18 protein-coding genes are annotated in these 17,288 nt (G+C 73.2%); 8 read left to right on the top strand and 10 right to left on the bottom strand.

From position 1 onward, the window contains the following. Window positions 1-124 precede the first annotated feature (124 nt). Window positions 125-1,534: an MFS transporter gene (locus tag LUM46_RS17755; protein ID WP_274995615.1), complete on the bottom strand. Its 1,410-nt coding sequence runs from the start codon at window positions 1,532-1,534 to the stop codon at window positions 125-127. Between the two features lie 72 nt (window positions 1,535-1,606). On the opposite strand from LUM46_RS17755, the gene LUM46_RS17750 reads away from it, so the two are divergent. After that, on the top strand, window positions 1,607-2,056 hold the full coding sequence (locus LUM46_RS17750) for a winged helix-turn-helix transcriptional regulator (RefSeq protein WP_274995614.1): 450 nt from the start codon (window positions 1,607-1,609) through the stop codon (window positions 2,054-2,056). Window positions 2,057-2,095: 39 nt separating this feature from the next. Here LUM46_RS17750 and LUM46_RS17745 read toward each other — a convergent pair whose 3' ends face one another. After that, complete coding sequence (locus LUM46_RS17745) at window positions 2,096-2,824, bottom strand: aminotransferase class IV (RefSeq protein ID WP_274995613.1); 729 nt, start codon at window positions 2,822-2,824, stop codon at window positions 2,096-2,098. A gap of 35 nt (window positions 2,825-2,859) precedes the next feature. Then, window positions 2,860-3,762: an RNA polymerase sigma factor SigJ gene (gene sigJ, locus LUM46_RS17740; RefSeq protein ID WP_274995611.1), complete on the bottom strand. Its 903-nt coding sequence runs from the start codon at window positions 3,760-3,762 to the stop codon at window positions 2,860-2,862. 134 nt (window positions 3,763-3,896) lie between these two features. On the opposite strand from sigJ, the gene LUM46_RS17735 reads away from it, so the two are divergent. Further along, window positions 3,897-4,355, top strand: coding sequence for a carboxymuconolactone decarboxylase family protein (locus tag LUM46_RS17735; protein ID WP_274995610.1), 459 nt, complete (start codon window positions 3,897-3,899; stop codon window positions 4,353-4,355). A gap of 74 nt (window positions 4,356-4,429) precedes the next feature. Then, entirely contained in the window at window positions 4,430-5,446 is a 1,017-nt protein-coding gene (locus LUM46_RS17730) for a LacI family DNA-binding transcriptional regulator (protein ID WP_274995608.1), read from the top strand. Between the two features lie 31 nt (window positions 5,447-5,477). On the opposite strand, the gene LUM46_RS17725 is transcribed toward LUM46_RS17730, so the two are convergent. Then, a complete protein-coding gene (locus tag LUM46_RS17725) occupies window positions 5,478-6,122 on the bottom strand; it encodes a response regulator (RefSeq protein ID WP_274995607.1) in 645 nt (214 codons plus the stop codon). Continuing rightward, window positions 6,119-7,270, bottom strand: a complete 1,152-nt coding sequence (locus tag LUM46_RS17720) for a sensor histidine kinase (RefSeq protein WP_274995605.1) — start codon at window positions 7,268-7,270, stop codon at window positions 6,119-6,121. The genes LUM46_RS17725 and LUM46_RS17720 overlap by 4 nt, the downstream gene beginning before the upstream one ends. Window positions 7,271-7,333: 63 nt before the next feature. On the opposite strand from LUM46_RS17720, the gene LUM46_RS17715 reads away from it, so the two are divergent. Together LUM46_RS17715 and LUM46_RS17710 are read left to right on the top strand one after the other, a co-directional pair. Beyond that, complete coding sequence (locus LUM46_RS17715; RefSeq protein WP_274995604.1) at window positions 7,334-8,101, top strand: ABC transporter ATP-binding protein; 768 nt, start codon at window positions 7,334-7,336, stop codon at window positions 8,099-8,101. Then, complete coding sequence (locus tag LUM46_RS17710) at window positions 8,098-8,865, top strand: ABC transporter permease (RefSeq protein ID WP_274995602.1); 768 nt, start codon at window positions 8,098-8,100, stop codon at window positions 8,863-8,865. The genes LUM46_RS17715 and LUM46_RS17710 overlap by 4 nt, the downstream gene beginning before the upstream one ends. Before the next feature lie 10 nt (window positions 8,866-8,875). Here LUM46_RS17710 and LUM46_RS17705 read toward each other — a convergent pair whose 3' ends face one another. Continuing rightward, complete coding sequence (locus LUM46_RS17705) at window positions 8,876-10,000, bottom strand: PQQ-dependent sugar dehydrogenase (protein WP_274995601.1); 1,125 nt, start codon at window positions 9,998-10,000, stop codon at window positions 8,876-8,878. Window positions 10,001-10,254: 254 nt separating this feature from the next. Here LUM46_RS17705 and LUM46_RS17700 point away from each other — a divergent pair, with 254 nt between their 5' ends. From LUM46_RS17700 to LUM46_RS17690, 3 genes are read left to right on the top strand one after another with little or no spacing between them, the layout of a single operon-like run. Then, window positions 10,255-11,355 carry an AI-2E family transporter gene (locus LUM46_RS17700; protein WP_274995600.1) on the top strand — a complete coding sequence of 367 codons (1,101 nt, stop codon included), beginning with the start codon at window positions 10,255-10,257 and terminating at the stop codon, window positions 11,353-11,355. Between the two features lie 44 nt (window positions 11,356-11,399). Beyond that, entirely contained in the window at window positions 11,400-12,086 is a 687-nt protein-coding gene (locus LUM46_RS17695; RefSeq protein WP_274995597.1) for a GntR family transcriptional regulator, read from the top strand. A gap of 3 nt (window positions 12,087-12,089) precedes the next feature. Further along, window positions 12,090-13,109: a 1-aminocyclopropane-1-carboxylate deaminase gene (locus LUM46_RS17690; RefSeq protein WP_274995596.1), complete on the top strand. Its 1,020-nt coding sequence runs from the start codon at window positions 12,090-12,092 to the stop codon at window positions 13,107-13,109. 35 nt (window positions 13,110-13,144) lie between these two features. On the opposite strand, the gene LUM46_RS17685 is transcribed toward LUM46_RS17690, so the two are convergent. Genes LUM46_RS17685 through LUM46_RS17670 form a run of 4 tightly spaced genes read right to left on the bottom strand, consistent with a single transcriptional unit; the run spans window position 13,145 to window position 17,226 of the window. Beyond that, complete coding sequence (locus LUM46_RS17685) at window positions 13,145-14,197, bottom strand: S1C family serine protease (RefSeq protein WP_274995595.1); 1,053 nt, start codon at window positions 14,195-14,197, stop codon at window positions 13,145-13,147. 22 nt (window positions 14,198-14,219) lie between these two features. Next, window positions 14,220-15,239: a VWA domain-containing protein gene (locus tag LUM46_RS17680; protein WP_274995594.1), complete on the bottom strand. Its 1,020-nt coding sequence runs from the start codon at window positions 15,237-15,239 to the stop codon at window positions 14,220-14,222. Beyond that, window positions 15,236-16,183 (bottom strand): DUF58 domain-containing protein, encoded by a 948-nt coding sequence (locus tag LUM46_RS17675; protein ID WP_274995593.1) that lies wholly within the window; start codon window positions 16,181-16,183, stop codon window positions 15,236-15,238. The genes LUM46_RS17680 and LUM46_RS17675 overlap by 4 nt, the downstream gene beginning before the upstream one ends. Continuing rightward, window positions 16,180-17,226 (bottom strand): AAA family ATPase, encoded by a 1,047-nt coding sequence (locus LUM46_RS17670; protein WP_274995591.1) that lies wholly within the window; start codon window positions 17,224-17,226, stop codon window positions 16,180-16,182. The genes LUM46_RS17675 and LUM46_RS17670 overlap by 4 nt, the downstream gene beginning before the upstream one ends. Window positions 17,227-17,288: the final 62 nt, after the last annotated feature.

Genomic DNA, 17,288 nt, shown 5'->3' with positions numbered 1-17,288 from the left:
GAACCTCAGGTGGGAGGGAGCCGGGCGGGGGCGCGCCGGCACGCCGCGGTCAGACCGCGGCGCACGGACACGATCGGGCTCCCTGGCCACGCGTCGATGAACGCGTCCTGGCAGACCGGTGAACTTATGCGGGAATCACCCGCCGCCCGCGGACCCACGTGGAGATACCCAGAGCCAGGGCGAGGGCGGCGCCGATCGCAGGAACCAGGAGGGCGCGCCGGTAGTCGGACCAGTCGGCGTCCGCGGCGTGCCCGTCGACGAGCGCGATGGTCGCGATCGAGACGCCCAGCGCCGCGCCGAACTGGAACGCCGTGTAGACGATCCCGCCGGCCACGCCGTGCTCGGACTCGTCCAGGCCCGCGGTGGCCGCGGCGGCCAGCGGCCCGTACACCAGGGCGAACATCACGCCGACCAACGCCATCGCCGGCAGCAGGTCCAGGTATCCCCAGCTGTCGTCGATGCGGAGCGCCAGGGCGAAGGCCACCGCTCCCGCGAGCAGCCCGGCCACCATCACCGGGGCGTTCCCGAACCGCTTGACCAGCCGGTGCGTGACCAGGGGAGCAAGGATCATGTCCAGGCCCATGACGGCGAACGCGAGGCCCGTCGCGATCGGCGACCAGCCCCGGTACTCCTGCAGGTAGAGCGTGATCAGGAACTGGAACGCGAAGAACGCCCCGATGAACAGCAGCCCCGCGGCGCTCGACCGCAGCAGCAGCCCTTCGCGCAGTACCGCGAGGCGCAGCAGGGGATCGGTGACCCGGCGCTCGATCGCCACGAACACGCCGATCAGCACCGCGGCGACCACGAACGACACGACCCCGGCAGCGACGTCCCGGCCTTCGCCGAGCGTCACGACGCCGTAGATCAGCGCCACCATCGCCGACGTGAGCGTGATCGCACCGCCCAGGTCGAACCCGCGGCGTGGCAGCTCCGGGGCGACGTCCGGCCGGATGGCGGCGCGCCCGGCGACCCAGAGCAGGGCCCCCACGATCACGGGCGCGAAGAACACCCAGCGCCAGCCGAGGTCGGTCAGGAAGCCGCCGGCCACGACACCGAGCGTGAACCCACCCGCGCCGATCGCCCCGTAGATCGCCAGTGCCCGGTCGCGCAGCGGCCCCTCCGGGAAGCTGGTGGTCAGGAGGCTGAACCCGGCCGGCGTCAAGAAACCTGCCGTGGCGCCGGTGACGAACCGGGCGACGATCAGCACCCAGGCCTCGTCGGCGAGACCGCCCAGACCGGAGAACACGACGAAGATCGCGAGCGCGACCAGGAACGTCCGGCGCCGGCCGAGGAGGTCGGCGGTGCGCCCGCCGAAGATCATGAAGCCGCCGTAGGCGAGCACGTAGGCACTGATCACCCAGTGCGCGTCGGCGGTGGCCAGGCCGATGTCGGCGGCGATGGCCGGCACCGCGACGTTGAGCATCGCGATGTCGATCCCCTCGAGGAAGAGCGCGCCGCACACGACGGCCAGCACGCCCCAGCCCGTTCGTGCGCTGCTCGCCGATGGCCGTGGGGCCTCTCGTACGTCTGTCACCAGGTTCTCCTCGCTCAAGGCCTCGCATGGTTACCACTTGTAACCATGACGATCCTTGGGCACGATCAGCAGATGGCACAAGAAGGCACTTTGACGTCACCCGGTTCCCCCGAGGGAACCAAGGAGGAGGCGGACGCGTGCAGGTTCGAGCGGGACCCCTTCCAGTGGGACGTCCGTGAGGACTGCCAGGTGCGGCAGATCCTGGACCGGATCGCCGACAAGTGGTCCCTGCTGGTGATCGCGCTGCTGGACGAGAAGACGCTCCGGTTCGGGGAGCTGGTGCGGGAGATCGACGGGATCAGCAAGCGGATGCTGACGGTCACGCTGCGCAACCTCGAACGTGACGGTCTTGTCGGGCGCACCGTGTACCCCGAGGTGCCGCCCCGGGTGGAGTACGAGCTGACCCCGCTGGGACGTACCTTGCTCGGCACCACGCAGGCGCTGGTGAGCTGGTCCGAGGAGCACCAGGAGCAGATCGCCAGGGCCCGCCAGGAGTTCGAGGCGGCGAACGGCGCCGACTGACGGAACCGTCCTCGGCCCGCAGGGTGCTCGTGCGGCAGCCTAGGCGGGCTCCCACGGGACTGCCGCGAGGCGCTCGACCACCCCGGCGAGAAGGTGTCCGGGGTCGGGCAGCGGGACGTCGTCGACGGAGGCCACCGCGACGACGCCGATCGAGTTGACGAGGAACGCGCCCGCGAAGGCGGCGACGTCGGCGGATCGCACCACCTGACGGCTCGACGGCGTCGTGGCCTCGACCAGCCGCATCGCGGTGCCGTGCAGCTGGGGAGCGTCCGGCCAGACGACGGTGCCGTCGTCCTGGAGGAACCCGATGTTCGCGGTCGAGGACTCGGCGAGGGCGCCGTCGGGCGCAGTGAGGAGGGCGTCGTCGTACCCGTCGAGGCGGACGCGCCGGGCCCACTCGAGCTGCGCGAAGCCGCCCAGGTGCTTGAGGTGGGGGAACGGGCGCAGGTAGGGCACGGACCGCAGGCGCTGCGGTGCGGCGGGCGGGCGACGCGGATCGGCGACCGACACGGTGACCCGGTCGGCGTCGCGCAGCGTCACCCGCACGGAGGCGTCGGCCGTCCCGTCGAGGGCGTGCCGCACCAGCTCCCGCACCCGCTCGCCCGGGAGCGGGCGGCGGAACAGCTCGCGGTGCGCCGCGTCGAGCCGCTCGAGGTGGTTCGCCAGCCCTTGGACCCCGCCGCCGCGCACCTGCAGGGCGGTGAAGTGGCCGTAGGTGCTGAACAGCTCGGCTGCGGTCGCGGGGCGGCCGTCGGTCTCGATGCGCACACCGGCGACGATAGCCAAGTCGCCGGGTGCCGGCGCTATGCCCAGCGCGAGAGCTTCAGCGGGTTGCGCATCATCCAGATGTCGTGGATGCGACCGTCGATGACCTGAACGGTGATCACGCTCTCCACGGCACCGTGCCCGGGGGAGTCGTCGAGGAGGACCACGGCGAGGCCCTCCGGGACGGTGCGCAGCTCGAGGCGCCACTCCGGGCGCTTCGCCAGCACGCCGAGCAGGAAGCGGGCCGCCTTGGTGGCGCCGACGATCGGCCGGTAGGCCGCGCGGACGACCCCGCCGCCGTCGGACCGTAGCTCGACGGTCGGGTCGAGGACGGCCAGCAGCGCCTGGAGGTCGCCCCTCTCACAGGCTGCCGCGAAGGCGCGCACCACGGAGACGTGGACGTCCGACGGCGACCTCCGGCCCCGCTCCGTGCTCACACGCCGCCGGGCGGACGACGCCAGCTTGCGCACCGCGGCCGGCGTGCGCCCGACGATCTCGGCGACCTCGGGGAACGGAACCCTGAAGACGTCGTGCAGGACGAAGGCGACCCGCTCGGCCGGTGTCATCGAGTCGAGCACGAGCAGCAGGGCGGTGCTGACCGACTCGTCGAGCGTGACGCGGTCGGCCGGGTCGGTGCTGCCCGCCGAGTCGCTCGGCAGCGGCTCGGGGAGCCACGGTCCGACGTACTGCTCGCGCCTCCTGCGCGCGGACTTCAGGACGTCGAGGCAGATGTTGCTCGTGACGCGGGTCAGCCAGCCGGGGACGTTGTCGATGGCGTTCCGCTCGCCCTCGCTGAGCTGGTACCAGCGCACGTAGGCCTCCTGGACCGCGTCCTCGGCCTCGGCCACCGTGCCCAGCAGGCGGTAGGCGATCGCGAGGAGCCGACGTCGTTCGCGGATCACCACCTCGAGGACATCCGGGTCCTGGTCCTGCGTGCTCATCGGTCCTCCGATCGTGGGTAGTAGGTCCGACGAGGCAGCCGGGCCGGGTGTGAGCCGGGTCGCACTCACACCTCGACCGGTCCGGTCGTCATGAGCACAAGGGTCCCGCAGGGGGACCCGGAAAGGACGGTTCCATGCTCCCGCAGGTCAACATCACCCAGCAGTTCCCGGCCCTGTACCAGGCCTACCGGGCCTTCACCGTGGCAGCCGACGAGGCGGCGGCATCCGCGGGTCTGTCGCCCATCCTCGGCGAGCTGGTCAAGATCCGCGTGTCGCAGCTCAACGGATGCGCCTACTGCCTGCGCATGCACTCCCGCGACGCCGTGGCGGCGGGCGAGACGGCGGACCGCCTCGCCGTGCTGCCCGCCTGGTGGGAGTCGCAGTACTTCACCGAGCAGGAGCGGGCGGCGTTGACCCTCGCCGAGCGGATCACCCGGATCGGGGACGAGCACACGTCGCCGGCTCCGGAGATCGACGTCGAGCAGGTGCTGTCCGCCCCGCAGATCGCGGCGGTGGCCTGGCTCGCCGTGGAGATCAACGGATGGAACCGGATCACCATCTCGAGCCACACCCCCGTGGCACCCGAGAGCTGAGGTCCGTGACGGGCGGCACGGCGCGGTGATCAATCACCCCGTCGTCCGGCCCGGTCCGTGGTGAGATGGGCGACGTGAACCGGCACAGCGACGAGGGTCCCGTCACGATCTACGACGTCGCCCGCCATGCCGACGTGTCGGTGGCGTCGGTCTCGAACTTCCTCAACTGGCCCGACCGGGTCTCCGTGACCATGAAGCGGCGCATCGGGGAGGCTGTCGACACCCTCGGCTTCGTGCCGAGCCTGGCCGCGCGCCAGCTCCGCGGACGCCCCAGCGGGATCGTGGGCGCCTCCTTCGTCAACGCCTCCAACCCGTACTTCGGCGGCATCGCCACGGCGGTCGAGAAGGTGGTGGCGGACAACGGGCTCACGGTGGTGGTGGGCAGCTCGCACGAGTCGGCGGAGCAGCAGAAGCGCTTGCTCGACCTGTTCGAGCAGCTCCGGTTCGACGGCGTCGTCGTCTCGCCGTCGGACGACGACCTGGAGCCGTTGCGGCGCCGGCGGGACCAGGGCACAGCGATCGTCCTCGTGGACCACGAGGACCCGGAGCACCGCCTGTCGTCGGTGTCGCTCGACCACCGGGAGGGCGGCCGCCTCGCCGCGCAGCACGTGCTCGACGCCGGGCGCCGGCGGCTGCTCTTCGCCGCGGGGCCCGAGGGGGTGCGGCAGGTCGAGCGCCGCCTCGACGGCGCCCGGCACGCCGTGCGGCAGACGTCGGGCGTGGACCTGCAGATCGTCCGCACGCCCGACCTCGACCTCGCCGACGGCACCGACGTAGGGCGTCGGATCGCGGCACAGCCGCCCGCCGAGCGGCCCGACGCCGTGGTGGCCGGCAACGACCTGCACGCGATCGGCATCGTCGCGGGGCTGACGGGGGCAGGCATCCGGGTGCCCGAGGACATCGCGGTGGTCGGGTACGACGACATCCCGTTCGCCGCCGTCGCCGCCGTCCCGCTGACGACCGTGCACCAGCCCATCGCGGAGATCGGGACCGCCGCGGCCCGCCTCCTGCTGGACGAGATCGCCCAGCCGGGCCGCGCGCCGCGCGACGTCGTCCTCGCGCCCGAGCTGGTGGTCCGCGCGAGCGCCTGACCGGGCCGCACCTGCCCGTGCCCCGGCGCGCTCAGCCGAGGATGCCCAGGTGGAGGGCACGCAGGACGGCGTTGGTCCGGTCCCGGGCGGCGAGCTTGAGCAGGATCGTCGACACGTGGTTCTTGACGGTGCCCTCGACCAGGTGCAGCGCGCTGGAGATCTCGCGGTTGGTGTAGCCCTCGGCCATGAGCCGGAGGACCTCGAGCTCCCGCTCGGTCAGCTTCTGGGCGAGCGGAGTGTCGGGACCGGCCGCCGGCGGCACGGACCGGATGGCGCGCAGCATCCGGCTGGTGATCGACGGCGCGACGAGCGTCCCGCCGTCGGCCAGGGTGTGCACCGCCCGGGTCAGCTGCTCGACCGTGACGTCCTTGAGCAGGTATCCGCGCGCACCGGCGTGCAGGGCGTCGAGCACCAGGGTGTCGTCGTCGAAGGTGGTGAGCACCAGCACGGGGACGTCGATGCCGCGCTCGCGCAGCTCACGGAGGGTCCAGAGGCCGTCGTAGCGGGGCATCCGCAGGTCGAGCAGGATCACGTCCGGCGCGGTGGCCGCGACGACGTCGAGCGCGGCCTGCCCGTCGTCGGCCTCGCCGACGACGTCGAGGTCCGCGATCTCCAGCAGCGTGCGGATGCCGTGCCGCACCAGCGTCTGGTCGTCGACGATGACCACCCGCGTCATGCCGGCACCCGCGCGGTGACCCGGAAGCCGCCTGTGCCGTCGAACCGCACGTCGCCGCCGAGCGCCTCGAACCGCTCGGTGAGCCCGCGCAGCCCGTTGCCGGGCACGATCTCGCGGACCCCGCGCCCGTCGTCGGCGGCGGTCAGGACGAGCCCGTCCGGACCGGTCACCACCTCGATCCACAGCTCCCGGGCGTCGGCGTGCCGGATGGTGTTCGTGACGATCTCCTGCACCGCCCGCACGAGGGCCGCCACCTGTTCGTCGTCGGCCTCGACGTCGGGACCGACGTCGACGGTCACCTCGAGGTCGGGCAGGTCGCGCACCACCTGGCGCAGCGCCTCGCTCAGGTCCGACGGCGCCGTCCGCAGCTCGCCCACCGTCCGGCGCACGTCGGCCAGGAGCTCGCGTGCCACGTGGTTCGCCCGCTCGACGTGGTCGCGTGCCGGCTCGCCGTCCCGGTGCCTGGCCGCCTCCAGCTCCAGCGTGAGCACGGTGAGCTGGTGGCCGATGAGGTCGTGCAGGTCGCGCGAGATGCGCAGCCGCTCGGCGGTGCGGGCCGACTCGGACAGGAGCGCGGACGCCGCGCGGAGGTCGATGTGTGCCTCGCTGAGCTCGCGGCGCAGCCGCTGCTCGCGGATGAGGGTCACGGAGCTCAGCACGGTCGCGACCTGGATGAGCAGGTAGAAACCGACGGTGACCAGGGCATCGACCGTGCCGCGGTCGTTCAGGACCACGGCGAGGACGAGGACCGCCGTGTTGAGCCCGACGACGACGAATCCCACCCGCAGCGGCACCAGGTAGACGCTCACCGCGGCGTTGACGACGAGCAGCACCGGCAGGAGTCCCATGTGCGGCGCCGTCAGCACCACGGCCCACGAGGACACGACGGCCGCCGCGAAGAGTCCGTACCCGGCCGGGTCCGACCGTTCGCGGAGCAGGGCGAGGAGCAGGGCGACGACCACGACGGCGAAGAGCGCAGTCCACCAGCCACGGGGGATCGCGGGCTCCGCGGCCCCCAGCATCGCCGGGCCGGCCACGGCCACCGTCACGGCGAGCATCACCAGACCTGACCATCCGTCCGTGCCCAGCCGCCGCATGAGAGCCACCCTACGGGCGGACCCGGGCGGTCCGCCCGTGCCGAAAGTCATGGTCCACATCCCTGACCAACGGCACACGCGCCCGCCCGTGCGGCCCGCCTAGCGTCCTGTGCCATGAGCAGCAGAGACAGGGACAGCGGAGACATGAGCAGCGAGGAACCGGCGATCGTCGCCGAGCACCTCCACAAACGCTACGGCCCGAAGGTCGCGGTCGACGACGTGAGCCTCCGGGTCGATCCCGGCGAGATCTTCGGGATCCTCGGCACCAACGGCGCGGGCAAGACCACTACCGTCGAGATGATCGCCGGGCTCCGCCGGCCCGGCCGCGGATCGGTCAGCCTGCTGGGCCTGGACCCGCGGCGCGACCGCGCCAAGGTACGGCAGGTGCTGGGTGTGCAGCTGCAGGAGTCCTACGTGCACGGCGCGCTCACCGTGTCCGAGCTGATCGGGCTGTACCGCAGCTTCTACCCGGATCCGCGCCCGGCCGACGAGCTCGTCGAGCTGGTCGGCCTGGAGGAGCAGCGCCGGGTGCGGTTCGAGAAGCTGTCCGGCGGCCAGCAGCAGCGGCTCTCCATCGCTCTCGCGCTCGTCGGGCGGCCGCGCGTGGTGATCCTCGACGAGCTCACCACGGGCCTCGATCCCCGCGCCCGGCGCCGCATGTGGGCCACCATCGAACGGCTCCGGGACGAGGGCGTGACCATCGTGCTGGTCAGCCACGCGATGGAGGAGGTCGAACGGCTCTGCGACCGGGTGGCGCTGCTCGACGCCGGCCGCGTGGTCGCCGTCGAGACGCCCGCCGGCCTGGTGGCGCAGGCGGGGACCCAGAACCTGGACGACGCGTTCGTCGCACTGACCGGAAAGCAGCTGGAGGACGTCGGATGAGCACGGTGATCGAGGCCCGGCGACCGGGCGTGAGGTCGTGGCTGACCCTGGTCGGGTGCGAGGCCAAGATGGTCGCGCGGGACACCGCGGGCCTGGTGGTCCCGGTGTTCCTGCCCTTGCTGATCCTGGTGATGAGCGCCCGGTCGGCGGGCGACCAGGTGGTGGCCGGCGAGCTCACCGCCCTGGAGGCCTACGTCCTGCCGCTGGTGCTGACGATGGTCCTGGCGACCATCGGCATCATCAACATGCCCAGCTTCCTCGCCTACTACCGGCGCACCGGCATCCTGCGCCGGCTCGCGGTCACCCCGGCATCGCCGGCCATGGTGCTGGTCGTCCAGGTGATCGTGAGCGTGCTGCAGGCCCTGGTCGGCGTCGCCGGTGCCCTCGCCGTGGCGTTCCTGGCCTTCGACGCGCGGCCCCCGGCCGACCTCGGTGCCGCCGTCGCGGTCTACGCGCTCGCGATGGCGGCGATGTATGCCGTCGGCATGATCGTCGCCGCCGTGGCGCCGACACCCAACTCGGCGGTGGCCATCGGGCTCCTCGCGTTCTTCGCCCTCGGGGCCCTCGGCGGTATGTTCGGCGGGCCCGGCAGCCTGCCCGACGCGGTGGCGGCCGTCGGCGAACGGCTGCCCTTCGGTGCCGCCGTCGCGGCGCTGTCCGCGGCCTGGGTCGGCAGCCCCGTCGACCCCGTCCACCTCATCAGCCTCGGCGTCGCCACCGTCGTCGGCGTGGTCACCGCGGCCCTGCTGTTCCGCTGGGAATAGCGGGCGCGGGCTACTCCTCCAGCGCGACGCCGAGGATGCGGTCGTCGCCGTCGCGCGGGGTGCCACGGCCGTCGGTGTTGTTGGTGAGGAACCAGAGGTCGCCGTCCGGGCCGGGGGTGACGGCCCGGAGGCGCCCGTACTCGCCGGCGTAGAAGTCGGTGGACGTGGTGGGGTCGGCGACCGGGACGGCGCGCAGCACGGCGCCGCGCAGGTTGGCGATGAAGATGGTGCCACCGGTGATGGCGATGCCGCTGGGGCTGGCCTGGTCCGGGCTCCACTGCTGGACGGGGTCGATGAAGTCCTCCTGCCCGGCGATGCCCTCGACGCGGGGCCAGCCGTAGTTGCCACCCGGCGTGATGATGTTGAGCTCGTCCCAGGTGTTCTGGCCGAACTCGGCGGCGAACAGGGTGCCGTCGTCGGCCCAGGCGATGCCCTGGGGGTTGCGGTGCCCGTAGCTGTAGACGAACGACCCGTCGAAGGGGTTGTCGTCGGGGACGTCGCCGTCCGGGGTCATGCGCAGGATCTTGCCGGCGAGGCTGTCGAGGTCCTGCGCGTCGTCGGTCTGCCCGGCGTCGCCGACGGTGGCGTAGAGCATGCCGTCCGGGCCGAAGGCGATGCGGCCGCCGTCGTGGATGGTGGCCGAGGGGAGGCCGTCGATGATGGTCTCGGCCTCGCCCAGCGCCAGGGAGCCGGGCTCACCGATGACCTCGAAACGCTGGATGCGGTTGCCGTCCGAGCCGGTGGAGTAGGCATAGAGCCGGTCCTGGTCGTCCACGGCGAGCCCGAGCAGCCCGGACTCGCCGCCGTGCTGCACGCCCTCGACGGTGCCGATCGGCCGGGTCTGGTCGCCCGTGACCTCCAGGACGGTGCCGTCGTCGCGCTGGCTGATCAGCGGTGTGTCGCCGAGGAACACGACCGACCAGGGGGCTTCGAGCCCGGTGACGACGTCGGCCGGGGTGCCGGTCGGCAGCGCACCGCTGGCGGTCGTGGCAGGGGCGGACGATGCCGTCGGAGGTGCTGACGACGGTGTGCCGGTCGATGGCGACGAGGGCGTGGGCGCAGCGGTGCAGGCGGCCAGCGTGAGGCTGAGGACTGCGGCGGCAGCGACGACTGTCTCCAGGTAGCGGGGGCGCATAGCTCTCCTTGTCGACCACAGGACTGGAACAAGCCTCCCATCCCGCGGGGGCCGGGCCAAGAGGCCGGGCGCGAGCGCGACGTGCCGGGCGAGGCGGCGACAAGCGGGCCGCTTTCGGGGAGGCTGTTCCAGCACGTGTCCACCGGGGACCCGTGGGATCGAGATGGAGCGTCATGGCCCGCTTGCCGCAACGCCCCGGCACCGCGTCGCGGCCGCCGACCGCACGGAGGCTGACCGCGAGGTACCACGCGGGCGTGCCCGGGGGACCGCAGCGGGCCGCACGCGCCGCGGGCCCCGAGGGCGCGACGGTCGGGCTGCCGGCACGCCCGTTCGGCTACGCCATGCTCGCCACCCTGGGGGTGGGCGCCGGCCTCGCGGTGCTCGGCGCGCTCGCGGCGGCGGCGACGGTCCTCGTCTACGTCGGGCTGGCCCTGTTCCTGGCGTTGGCCCTGGAGCCCGGGATCCGCTCCCTCATCTCGCGTGGACTGCCGCGGTGGGCGGCAGCGACGGTACTCGTCGTCGGGTTCGCGATGGTGATCGCGCTGTTCGTCGTCGCCGTGCTGCCGCTCGCCGTCCAGCAGGTCAGCGTCTTCGGCACCCAGCTCGTCGGGGTGCTGCGCGACCTGCCCGAACAGGCCTGGTACACCTGGGTGACCAGCAACCTCGGCGCCCTCGACCTGAACGGGCTGCTGTCCTCGCTGACCGACCTGCTCACCGACCCCCGGCAGCTCTCGGTGATCGCGGGCGGCGTGCTGCAGGTCGGTACCGGGCTGATCAACGGCGTGACGGCCGTCGTCATCGTCACAGCTCTGACCATCTACATCGCCCTCACGCTGCCGACCATCGTGTCCGCCGTCCTGCGGCTCGTGCCTCGGTCCCGACGGGACCTCACCGGATCGCTCCTGAACGAGGTGCTGGACTCCGTCGGCCGCTATGTCTCGGGCCAGCTGGTCCTGGCGACCACCAACGCCACGTTCACGCTGCTCCTGACGGTGTTCGCGGGCAGCCCCGCCCCGATCCTGCTCGCCATCATCGCGTTCGTCGCGGCGCTGATCCCGGTGGTCGGAACAGTGATCGGCTCCATCCTGGTGGTGCTCGCGACGCTGACGGTGAGCCCGGTCGGTGCGCTCGTCGTCGCCATCTTCCTGCTCGTGTACATGCAGGTCGAGGCGTACGTCCTGTCGCCGCGGGTGATGAGCCGCGCCGTGGCGGTGCCGGGCGTCCTCGTCATCGTCGCGGCGCTGGCCGGGGCGGCGCTCGGTGGTGTGCTCGGGGCGCTCGTCGCGGTCCCGGTCGCGGCGGCGGGCCTTCTCGTCATCAACCGGGTGGTCCTCCCGCTCCAGGAGACGCGCTAGGCCGCCCCTTGCCAGGATCGGCCGAGAGGTATGTAATATATTGCATGCCCATTCCTGCGAGCGTGCCCCCGATCGGCCGCCGTCTGCTGCGTGACGACGTCTACGGCCGGCTCCGCGACGCCATCGTGGACGGCAGCTTCGCGCCGGGGGAGCAGTTGCGCGACGGCGACCTCGCGGCCTGGCTCGGCGTCAGCCGCACGCCGGTGCGCGAGGCGCTGCTGCGCCTGGCCGAGGCCGGGCTGGTCGTGGCCCGCCCGGGCAGCTCGACGACGGTGAGCTCGCTGGACCTGCGGGACGTGCGCGGCGCGCGCGACGTCGTCGCGGCGATGCACGAGGTCGCCGTGCGAGAGGCGGTGCGGAGCCTCACGGAGGCCGACCTCGACGCGATGCGCGAGGCCAACCGCGAGTTCCGCGCGGCGATCGAGGCGGGCGACGTCGAGGCGGCGCTGCGGGCCGACGACGCGCTGCACGACGTACCCGTGGCCGTGGCGGCGAACCGGGCGCTCGCGTCGGTGCTCGACCAGTTCACGCCGGTGCTGCGCCGCGCCGAACGCCTGCGGTTCTCCTCGCTGGGCGGTCGCGCCTCGTTCGCGCGGCACGACGAGCTGATCCGGCTGTGCGCCGCCGGGGACGCGGACAGGGCGGCGGCCGTCGCCTTCGACACCTGGTACACCCTGCCGACCGACGCGCCGACCGACGCGCCGACCGACCCGTCCGCCGACGAGGAGTAACCCATGGCCCTGTCCGACTTCCCCCGCCACCCGTTGACCTTCGGGCCGAGCCCGGTGCACCCGCTGCCGCGGCTGACCGCCCACCTCGGCGGTGCGTCGGTGTGGGCCAAGCGCGAGGACTGCAACGCCGGTCTCGCCTACGGCGGCAACAAGACCCGCAAGCTCGAGTACATCGTCCCGGACGTGCTCGCCCAGGGTGCGGACACCCTGGTCTCGATCGGTGGGTACCAGTCCAACCACACGCGTCAGGTCGCCGCGGTGGCCGCGTCGCTGGGCCTGCAGGCGGTGCTGGTGCAGGAGAACTGGGTCGACTGGCCCGACTCGGTCGCCGACCGGGTCGGGAACATCATGCTGAGCCGGATCATGGGCGCCGAGGTGCGGCTCGACCCGTCGGGCTTCGGCATCGGGTTCAAGGACTCCTGGGCCCGCGCGATCGACGAGGTGAAGGAGCGCGGTGGCACGCCGTACGCGATCCCGGCCGGAGCCTCCGACCACCGGCTGGGCGGGCTCGGGTTCGCGCACTGGGCGTACGAGGTCCAGGAGCAGGAGCGCGACCTCGGCGTCTTCTTCGACACGGTAGTGGTGTGCGCGGTCACCGGGTCGACCCTCGCGGGGATGATCGCCGGGTTCGCCGCGCTCGAGGAGGCCGGTGGCCGCCCTCGGCGGGTGATCGGCATCGACGCCAGCGCGAAGCCGGACGAGACCCGCGACCAGGTGGCCCGCATCGCGCGCGCCACGGCCGAGCTCATCGGCGTCGGGCGGCCGCTGCGTGACGACGAGATCACCGTGCTGCCCGGCTGGGCCGGGGACAAGTACGGGATCCCGGTGGCGTCGACGCTCGACGCGATCCGGCTCACCGGTCGGCTCGAGGGCGTCATCATCGACCCCGTCTACGAGGGCAAGTCGATGGCCGGCCTGATCGACCTCGTCACGAGCGGTGAGATCCCGGCGGACGCCACGGTGCTCTACGCCCACCTGGGCGGCCAGCCGGCCCTGAACGCCTACAGCGGCCTGTTCACGTAGCCCGCCGCCGGCCACCCCGCGCCGGCCGTCCCCGGTCACGCCCCGGCGATGATGCGCCGGGCGACCTCCGCCGCGCGGTCGATCGGCACGGCGAACCCGATGCCGATGTTGCCCGAGCTGCCGACGGTCGCGATGGCCGTGTTGATGCCGACCACCTGACCGCGCAGGTCGACGAGGGGCCCGCCCGAGTTCCCCTGGTTGATGGAGGCGTCGGTCTGGATCATCGGCCCGGCGTAGTTGCCGGAGCTGCGGTCGACGGCGCTGACCACCCCGGCGGTGACGCTGCCCGTCAGGCCGAGCGGCGACCCGACGGCGATGACCGGCTGGCCGATCTGCAGCCCGGTGCTGCGGCCCAGGTCGGCGGCACGGGCGCTGCCGAGGTCGGCCTCGATCACCGCGATGTCGTTGCGCTCGTCGGCGCCGAGCACGCGGCCGGTCACGGAGCTCCCGTCGTCGAGCAGCAGCTCGACCCTCTCGGTGCCGACGACCACGTGCCCGTTGGTGATCACGTGGCGGTCGTCGATGATGACTCCCGACCCGCCTCGCGACCCGGCCCGGACCTGGACCACGCTGGGCAGCGCACGCTGGGCGGCGCTCTCCGTCGTCGTCGTGCCGGTGGCCTGGTCCACGACTACCGGTACCGCGGCCTCCTCCTGGGCGACGCTCAGGCCCGTGACCAGGCCCGTCGTCGCCGATCCGAGGAACGCGCCCAGGGCGAGCGCGGTCGCCAGCGTCAGCAGGGGCCGCGGACGGCGGGGCGCGGCGTCGTGCGGGGCGTCGTGCCGAGGGCTGGGACCGGGTGCGGGCGGGCCCGGCGGCAGGCCGAACGAGTACCCGGAGCCGGCCGGTGCGGGCGGTGCGGCGGACGGCGTGGAGGGAGCGGCGGCGAGCAGCGGCACCAGCCGGGAACGCACCGGGTCGGTCGCGGGCGGTCGCGGGACGACGGGCTCGCCGACGACGAAGTGGCGCGGGCCGGCAGGCCGTCCCAGGCCGTCCGGCGGGTTGCCGTCGGGAGGGTTGCCGGCCGGTGAGGTCCGGGGAGACCTCCCGGGGGGAGAAGCAGGGAGCAGCGGGTCGGGGTTCTGCAAGGGAACACTCCTTCGAACGGTGTCAGACCAACCGGGAGAACCAGCGCAGGGACAGCGCCGTGGCGGTGAGGGCGAGCGCCAGGCCGAGCAGGACCAGGGGAGTGGTGACGAGGGTGGTCTCGGTGCGCCAGCCGATGGCGGAGCCGATGTCCTCGTAGACCTGGTCCAGCTCGGCGCCGCTCTCGGCGCGGTAGAAGTGGCCCTCGGTCTCCTCGGCGAGCATGCGCAGGGTGTCGTCGTCGGCGGGCGCCGACTGGCTGCGGCCGCCGTTGCCGATGACGCCGCCGGGCGTGCCGTAGGCGATGGTGGAGACGGGCATCTGGGCGTCGAGCGCCGCCTGCACGGAGTCGGCGGGGCTGCGGCCGGCGGTGTTGAACCCGTCGGAGAGCAGGACCAGCCGGGCGGGGACCGGGTCGGCGGCCGGATCCTCCTCGGTGCCGGGCGCCGCGCCCGCCCCGTCCGTGCCCGCGGTGCCGCCGTCCGACGTCGTGCCGCTGGTGGCGGCCTGCCGGACGACCTCCGCCGCCGAGGCGAAGACCGCCTCGCCGATGGCGGTGCCGCCGTCGGACTGCAGGGTCTGGATGGAGCTCTCGACGAGGGCACGGTCGGCGGTGACCGGGGCGACCAGCTCGGCGTCCTCGGCGAACGCGACCACGCCGACCTGGACGGTCCCGGGGAGCTCGCGGACGAACTGCACGGCGGCCTCCTTGGCCGCGGTCAGCCGGTCCGGCGGCACGTCCTGCGCCTGCATCGAGCCGGACACGTCGATGGCGACGATGACCGTCGCGCGTTCGTACGGCACCCGGAGCCGCATCTCCGGACCGGCCGCGGCGGTGGCGAACGCGCCGAGTGCGAGCAGGACGAGGCCGGTCGCGAGGTGCCGCCGCCAGCGCGGGCGGGCGGGGGCGACCCGGTCGAGCATCGGCAGGGTGGCGAACCGGACGGCGTAACGGGTGCGGCGCCGCTGCATCAGGACGTATGCCAGCGCGAGGGCGGCGACGGGGACGAGGGCGAGCAGGATCAGGGGGTCGGTGAAGGTCACGGTGTCCTCCGGGTACGGCGGGCGGGGGCGCGGCGGCGGTCCTTGACGAACCGGGCGAGCGTCGCCGCCCAGTCGTCGTCGGTGCTCACGCGCAGGTGCTCGGCGCGGCAGGCGCGCACGGCGGCGGCGGTCTGGTCGCGCCGGTGGGCGGCGACGGTGGCGTAGGCGAGGCGCAGCCCCGGGTCGGAGGTGGACACCTCGCGCTGCAGCCCGGTCTCGGGGTCGACGAACACCGCCTCGCCGACGTCGGGCAGCTCGCGCTCGCGCGGGTCGTCGACCTCGACGACGATCACGTCGTGCCGGGCGGTCAGGCGGCGCAGCGCTTCCTCCCACTCGAAGGGGCGCTCGACGTCGCCGTCGGGCGCCACCAGGTCGGTGACGACGACGCACAGCCCGCGGCGCCGGGCGCGCGCGCCGAGCCCGCGCAAGGCGTCCGAGAGCGGGACCTGCGGGCTGCCCGTCCGCACCGCCGGGTCGAGCCGGGACAGCGTGACCGCCGCCGCGCGGCCCGGCCGGGGCGAGACCCAGCGCAGGCCGGCGCCGTCGATCAGGCCGATGCCCACGCGGTTGCCCGGTCCGGCGGTGAGCAGGCCGACGGCGGCGGCCACCTCCTCGGCGACGTCCACCTTCTCGGTCTGCGCGGTGCCGAAGGTCATGCTGGCGCTGCGGTCCACCAGGAGCCACGTGTCCAGCTCGTGCTGGGCGCGGGTGCGCCACAGGTGGGCCTCGCCGGTGCGGGCCGTGACGTTCCAGTCGATCCGTCGCACGTCCTGCCCCGGCTGGTACTGCGTCAGCTCCTCCGGGTCGGAGCCGGGGCCGAGCGCGTGCCCGTCGACGTCTCCCTGCAGCAGGCCGTCGACCCGGCGTCGGACGGTGAGCTCCAGCCGGCGGAACCTGCGCGCGGAGCCGTTCCGCGCCGAGCTGTTCCGCGCCGCGTCGTTCATCGCACGACCACCTCTTCCTCGGCGGGTGCCACGCGCGGCTGCGGGATGGCGGCGAGGACGGCCTCGACGACGGTGCGGGGGTCGACGCCGTCGGCGGCCGCGTCGAAGGTGAGGACCAGCCGGTGGCCGAGGACGTCGGCCGCCAGGTCGACGAGGTCCGCGGGCAGCACGTAGTCGCGCCCGCGCATGAGGGCGAGCGAGCGTCCGGCGGCGATCAGGCCGAGGCTGCCGCGCGCGCTGACGCCGTACTCGAGCACGCCGTCGAGGTGGTGCAGGCCGTACTGGTGGGGCCGGCGGGTGGCCATCACCAGGGCCACCGCGTACTGCGCGACGGCGTGGTGGACGAACACCTGGTCGGCCTCCCGCTGGAGCTGGCGGACCATCGCCGGGTCGAGCAGCGGCTCGGCGCGCGGGGGAGCGGCGCTCATGCGCTGCACGATCGTCAGCTCCTCCAGCTCGTCGGCGTGGTCGACGTCGACCTTGAGCAGGAACCGGTCGCGCTGCGCCTCGGGCAGCGCGTAGACGCCGTCGCTCTCAATCGGGTTCTGGGTGGCGAGGACGAGGAAGGGGTCGGGGAGGGTGTAGGTGCGTCCGCCGATGCTGACCTGGCCCTCCGCCATCGCCTCCAGCAGGGCCGACTGCACCTTGGCCGGGGCACGGTTGATCTCGTCGGCGAGGACGAGGTGGGCGAACACCGGACCGAGCTCGACGTCGAAGTCCTCCCGCGAGGGCTTCCAGACGCGGGTGCCGACGATGTCCGACGGCATCAGGTCCGGCGTGAACTGGAGGCGGGCGAAGGAGCCCCCGGCCACGGTGGCCAGGGTGCGCACCGCGAGCGTCTTGGCGACGCCGGGCACCCCCTCGAGCAGCACGTGACCGCGAGAGAGGAGGCCGACCATGATGCGTTCGACCATGTGGTCCTGCCCCACGATGACCCGTTTCACCTCGATCAGCGCCCGTTCGACCAGGGCGGCGGCCGGGCGGAGCGGTGGGTGCGTGGCGACGGAGGGGATGTCCTGGGTGGCTGGTCTGTGCTCGTTCATGACACCGACTTCAGCCGACCGAGGAGAAAACTGCGGGAAACCCGAGCGAAAGCCGACCGAAA

Origin of the sequence: Promicromonospora iranensis (assembly GCF_028994805.1) — a bacterium.
GTDB lineage: Bacteria > Actinomycetota > Actinomycetes > Actinomycetales > Cellulomonadaceae > Promicromonospora > Promicromonospora iranensis.
The sequence above is the reverse complement of the archived record's forward strand: the minus strand, read 5'-3'. Positions and strand labels throughout refer to the sequence as shown.

What these genes read in the sequence shown, in the direction of transcription:
- LUM46_RS17750 (WP_274995614.1), top strand. Translation starts at nt 1,607, where the DNA reads ATGGCACAAGAAGGCACTTTGACGTCACCCGGTTCCCCCGAGGGAACC.
- sigJ (WP_274995611.1), bottom strand. Translation starts at nt 3,762, where the DNA reads ATGAGCACGCAGGACCAGGACCCGGATGTCCTCGAGGTGGTGATCCGC.
- LUM46_RS17735 (WP_274995610.1), top strand. Translation starts at nt 3,897, where the DNA reads ATGCTCCCGCAGGTCAACATCACCCAGCAGTTCCCGGCCCTGTACCAG.
- LUM46_RS17725 (WP_274995607.1), bottom strand. Translation starts at nt 6,122, where the DNA reads ATGACGCGGGTGGTCATCGTCGACGACCAGACGCTGGTGCGGCACGGC.
- LUM46_RS17720 (WP_274995605.1), bottom strand. Translation starts at nt 7,270, where the DNA reads ATGACTTTCGGCACGGGCGGACCGCCCGGGTCCGCCCGTAGGGTGGCT.
- LUM46_RS17715 (WP_274995604.1), top strand. Translation starts at nt 7,334, where the DNA reads ATGAGCAGCAGAGACAGGGACAGCGGAGACATGAGCAGCGAGGAACCG.
- LUM46_RS17710 (WP_274995602.1), top strand. Translation starts at nt 8,098, where the DNA reads ATGAGCACGGTGATCGAGGCCCGGCGACCGGGCGTGAGGTCGTGGCTG.
- LUM46_RS17705 (WP_274995601.1), bottom strand. Translation starts at nt 10,000, where the DNA reads ATGCGCCCCCGCTACCTGGAGACAGTCGTCGCTGCCGCCGCAGTCCTC.
- LUM46_RS17695 (WP_274995597.1), top strand. Translation starts at nt 11,400, where the DNA reads ATGCCCATTCCTGCGAGCGTGCCCCCGATCGGCCGCCGTCTGCTGCGT.
- LUM46_RS17690 (WP_274995596.1), top strand. Translation starts at nt 12,090, where the DNA reads ATGGCCCTGTCCGACTTCCCCCGCCACCCGTTGACCTTCGGGCCGAGC.
- LUM46_RS17675 (WP_274995593.1), bottom strand. Translation starts at nt 16,183, where the DNA reads ATGAACGACGCGGCGCGGAACAGCTCGGCGCGGAACGGCTCCGCGCGC.
- LUM46_RS17670 (WP_274995591.1), bottom strand. Translation starts at nt 17,226, where the DNA reads ATGAACGAGCACAGACCAGCCACCCAGGACATCCCCTCCGTCGCCACG.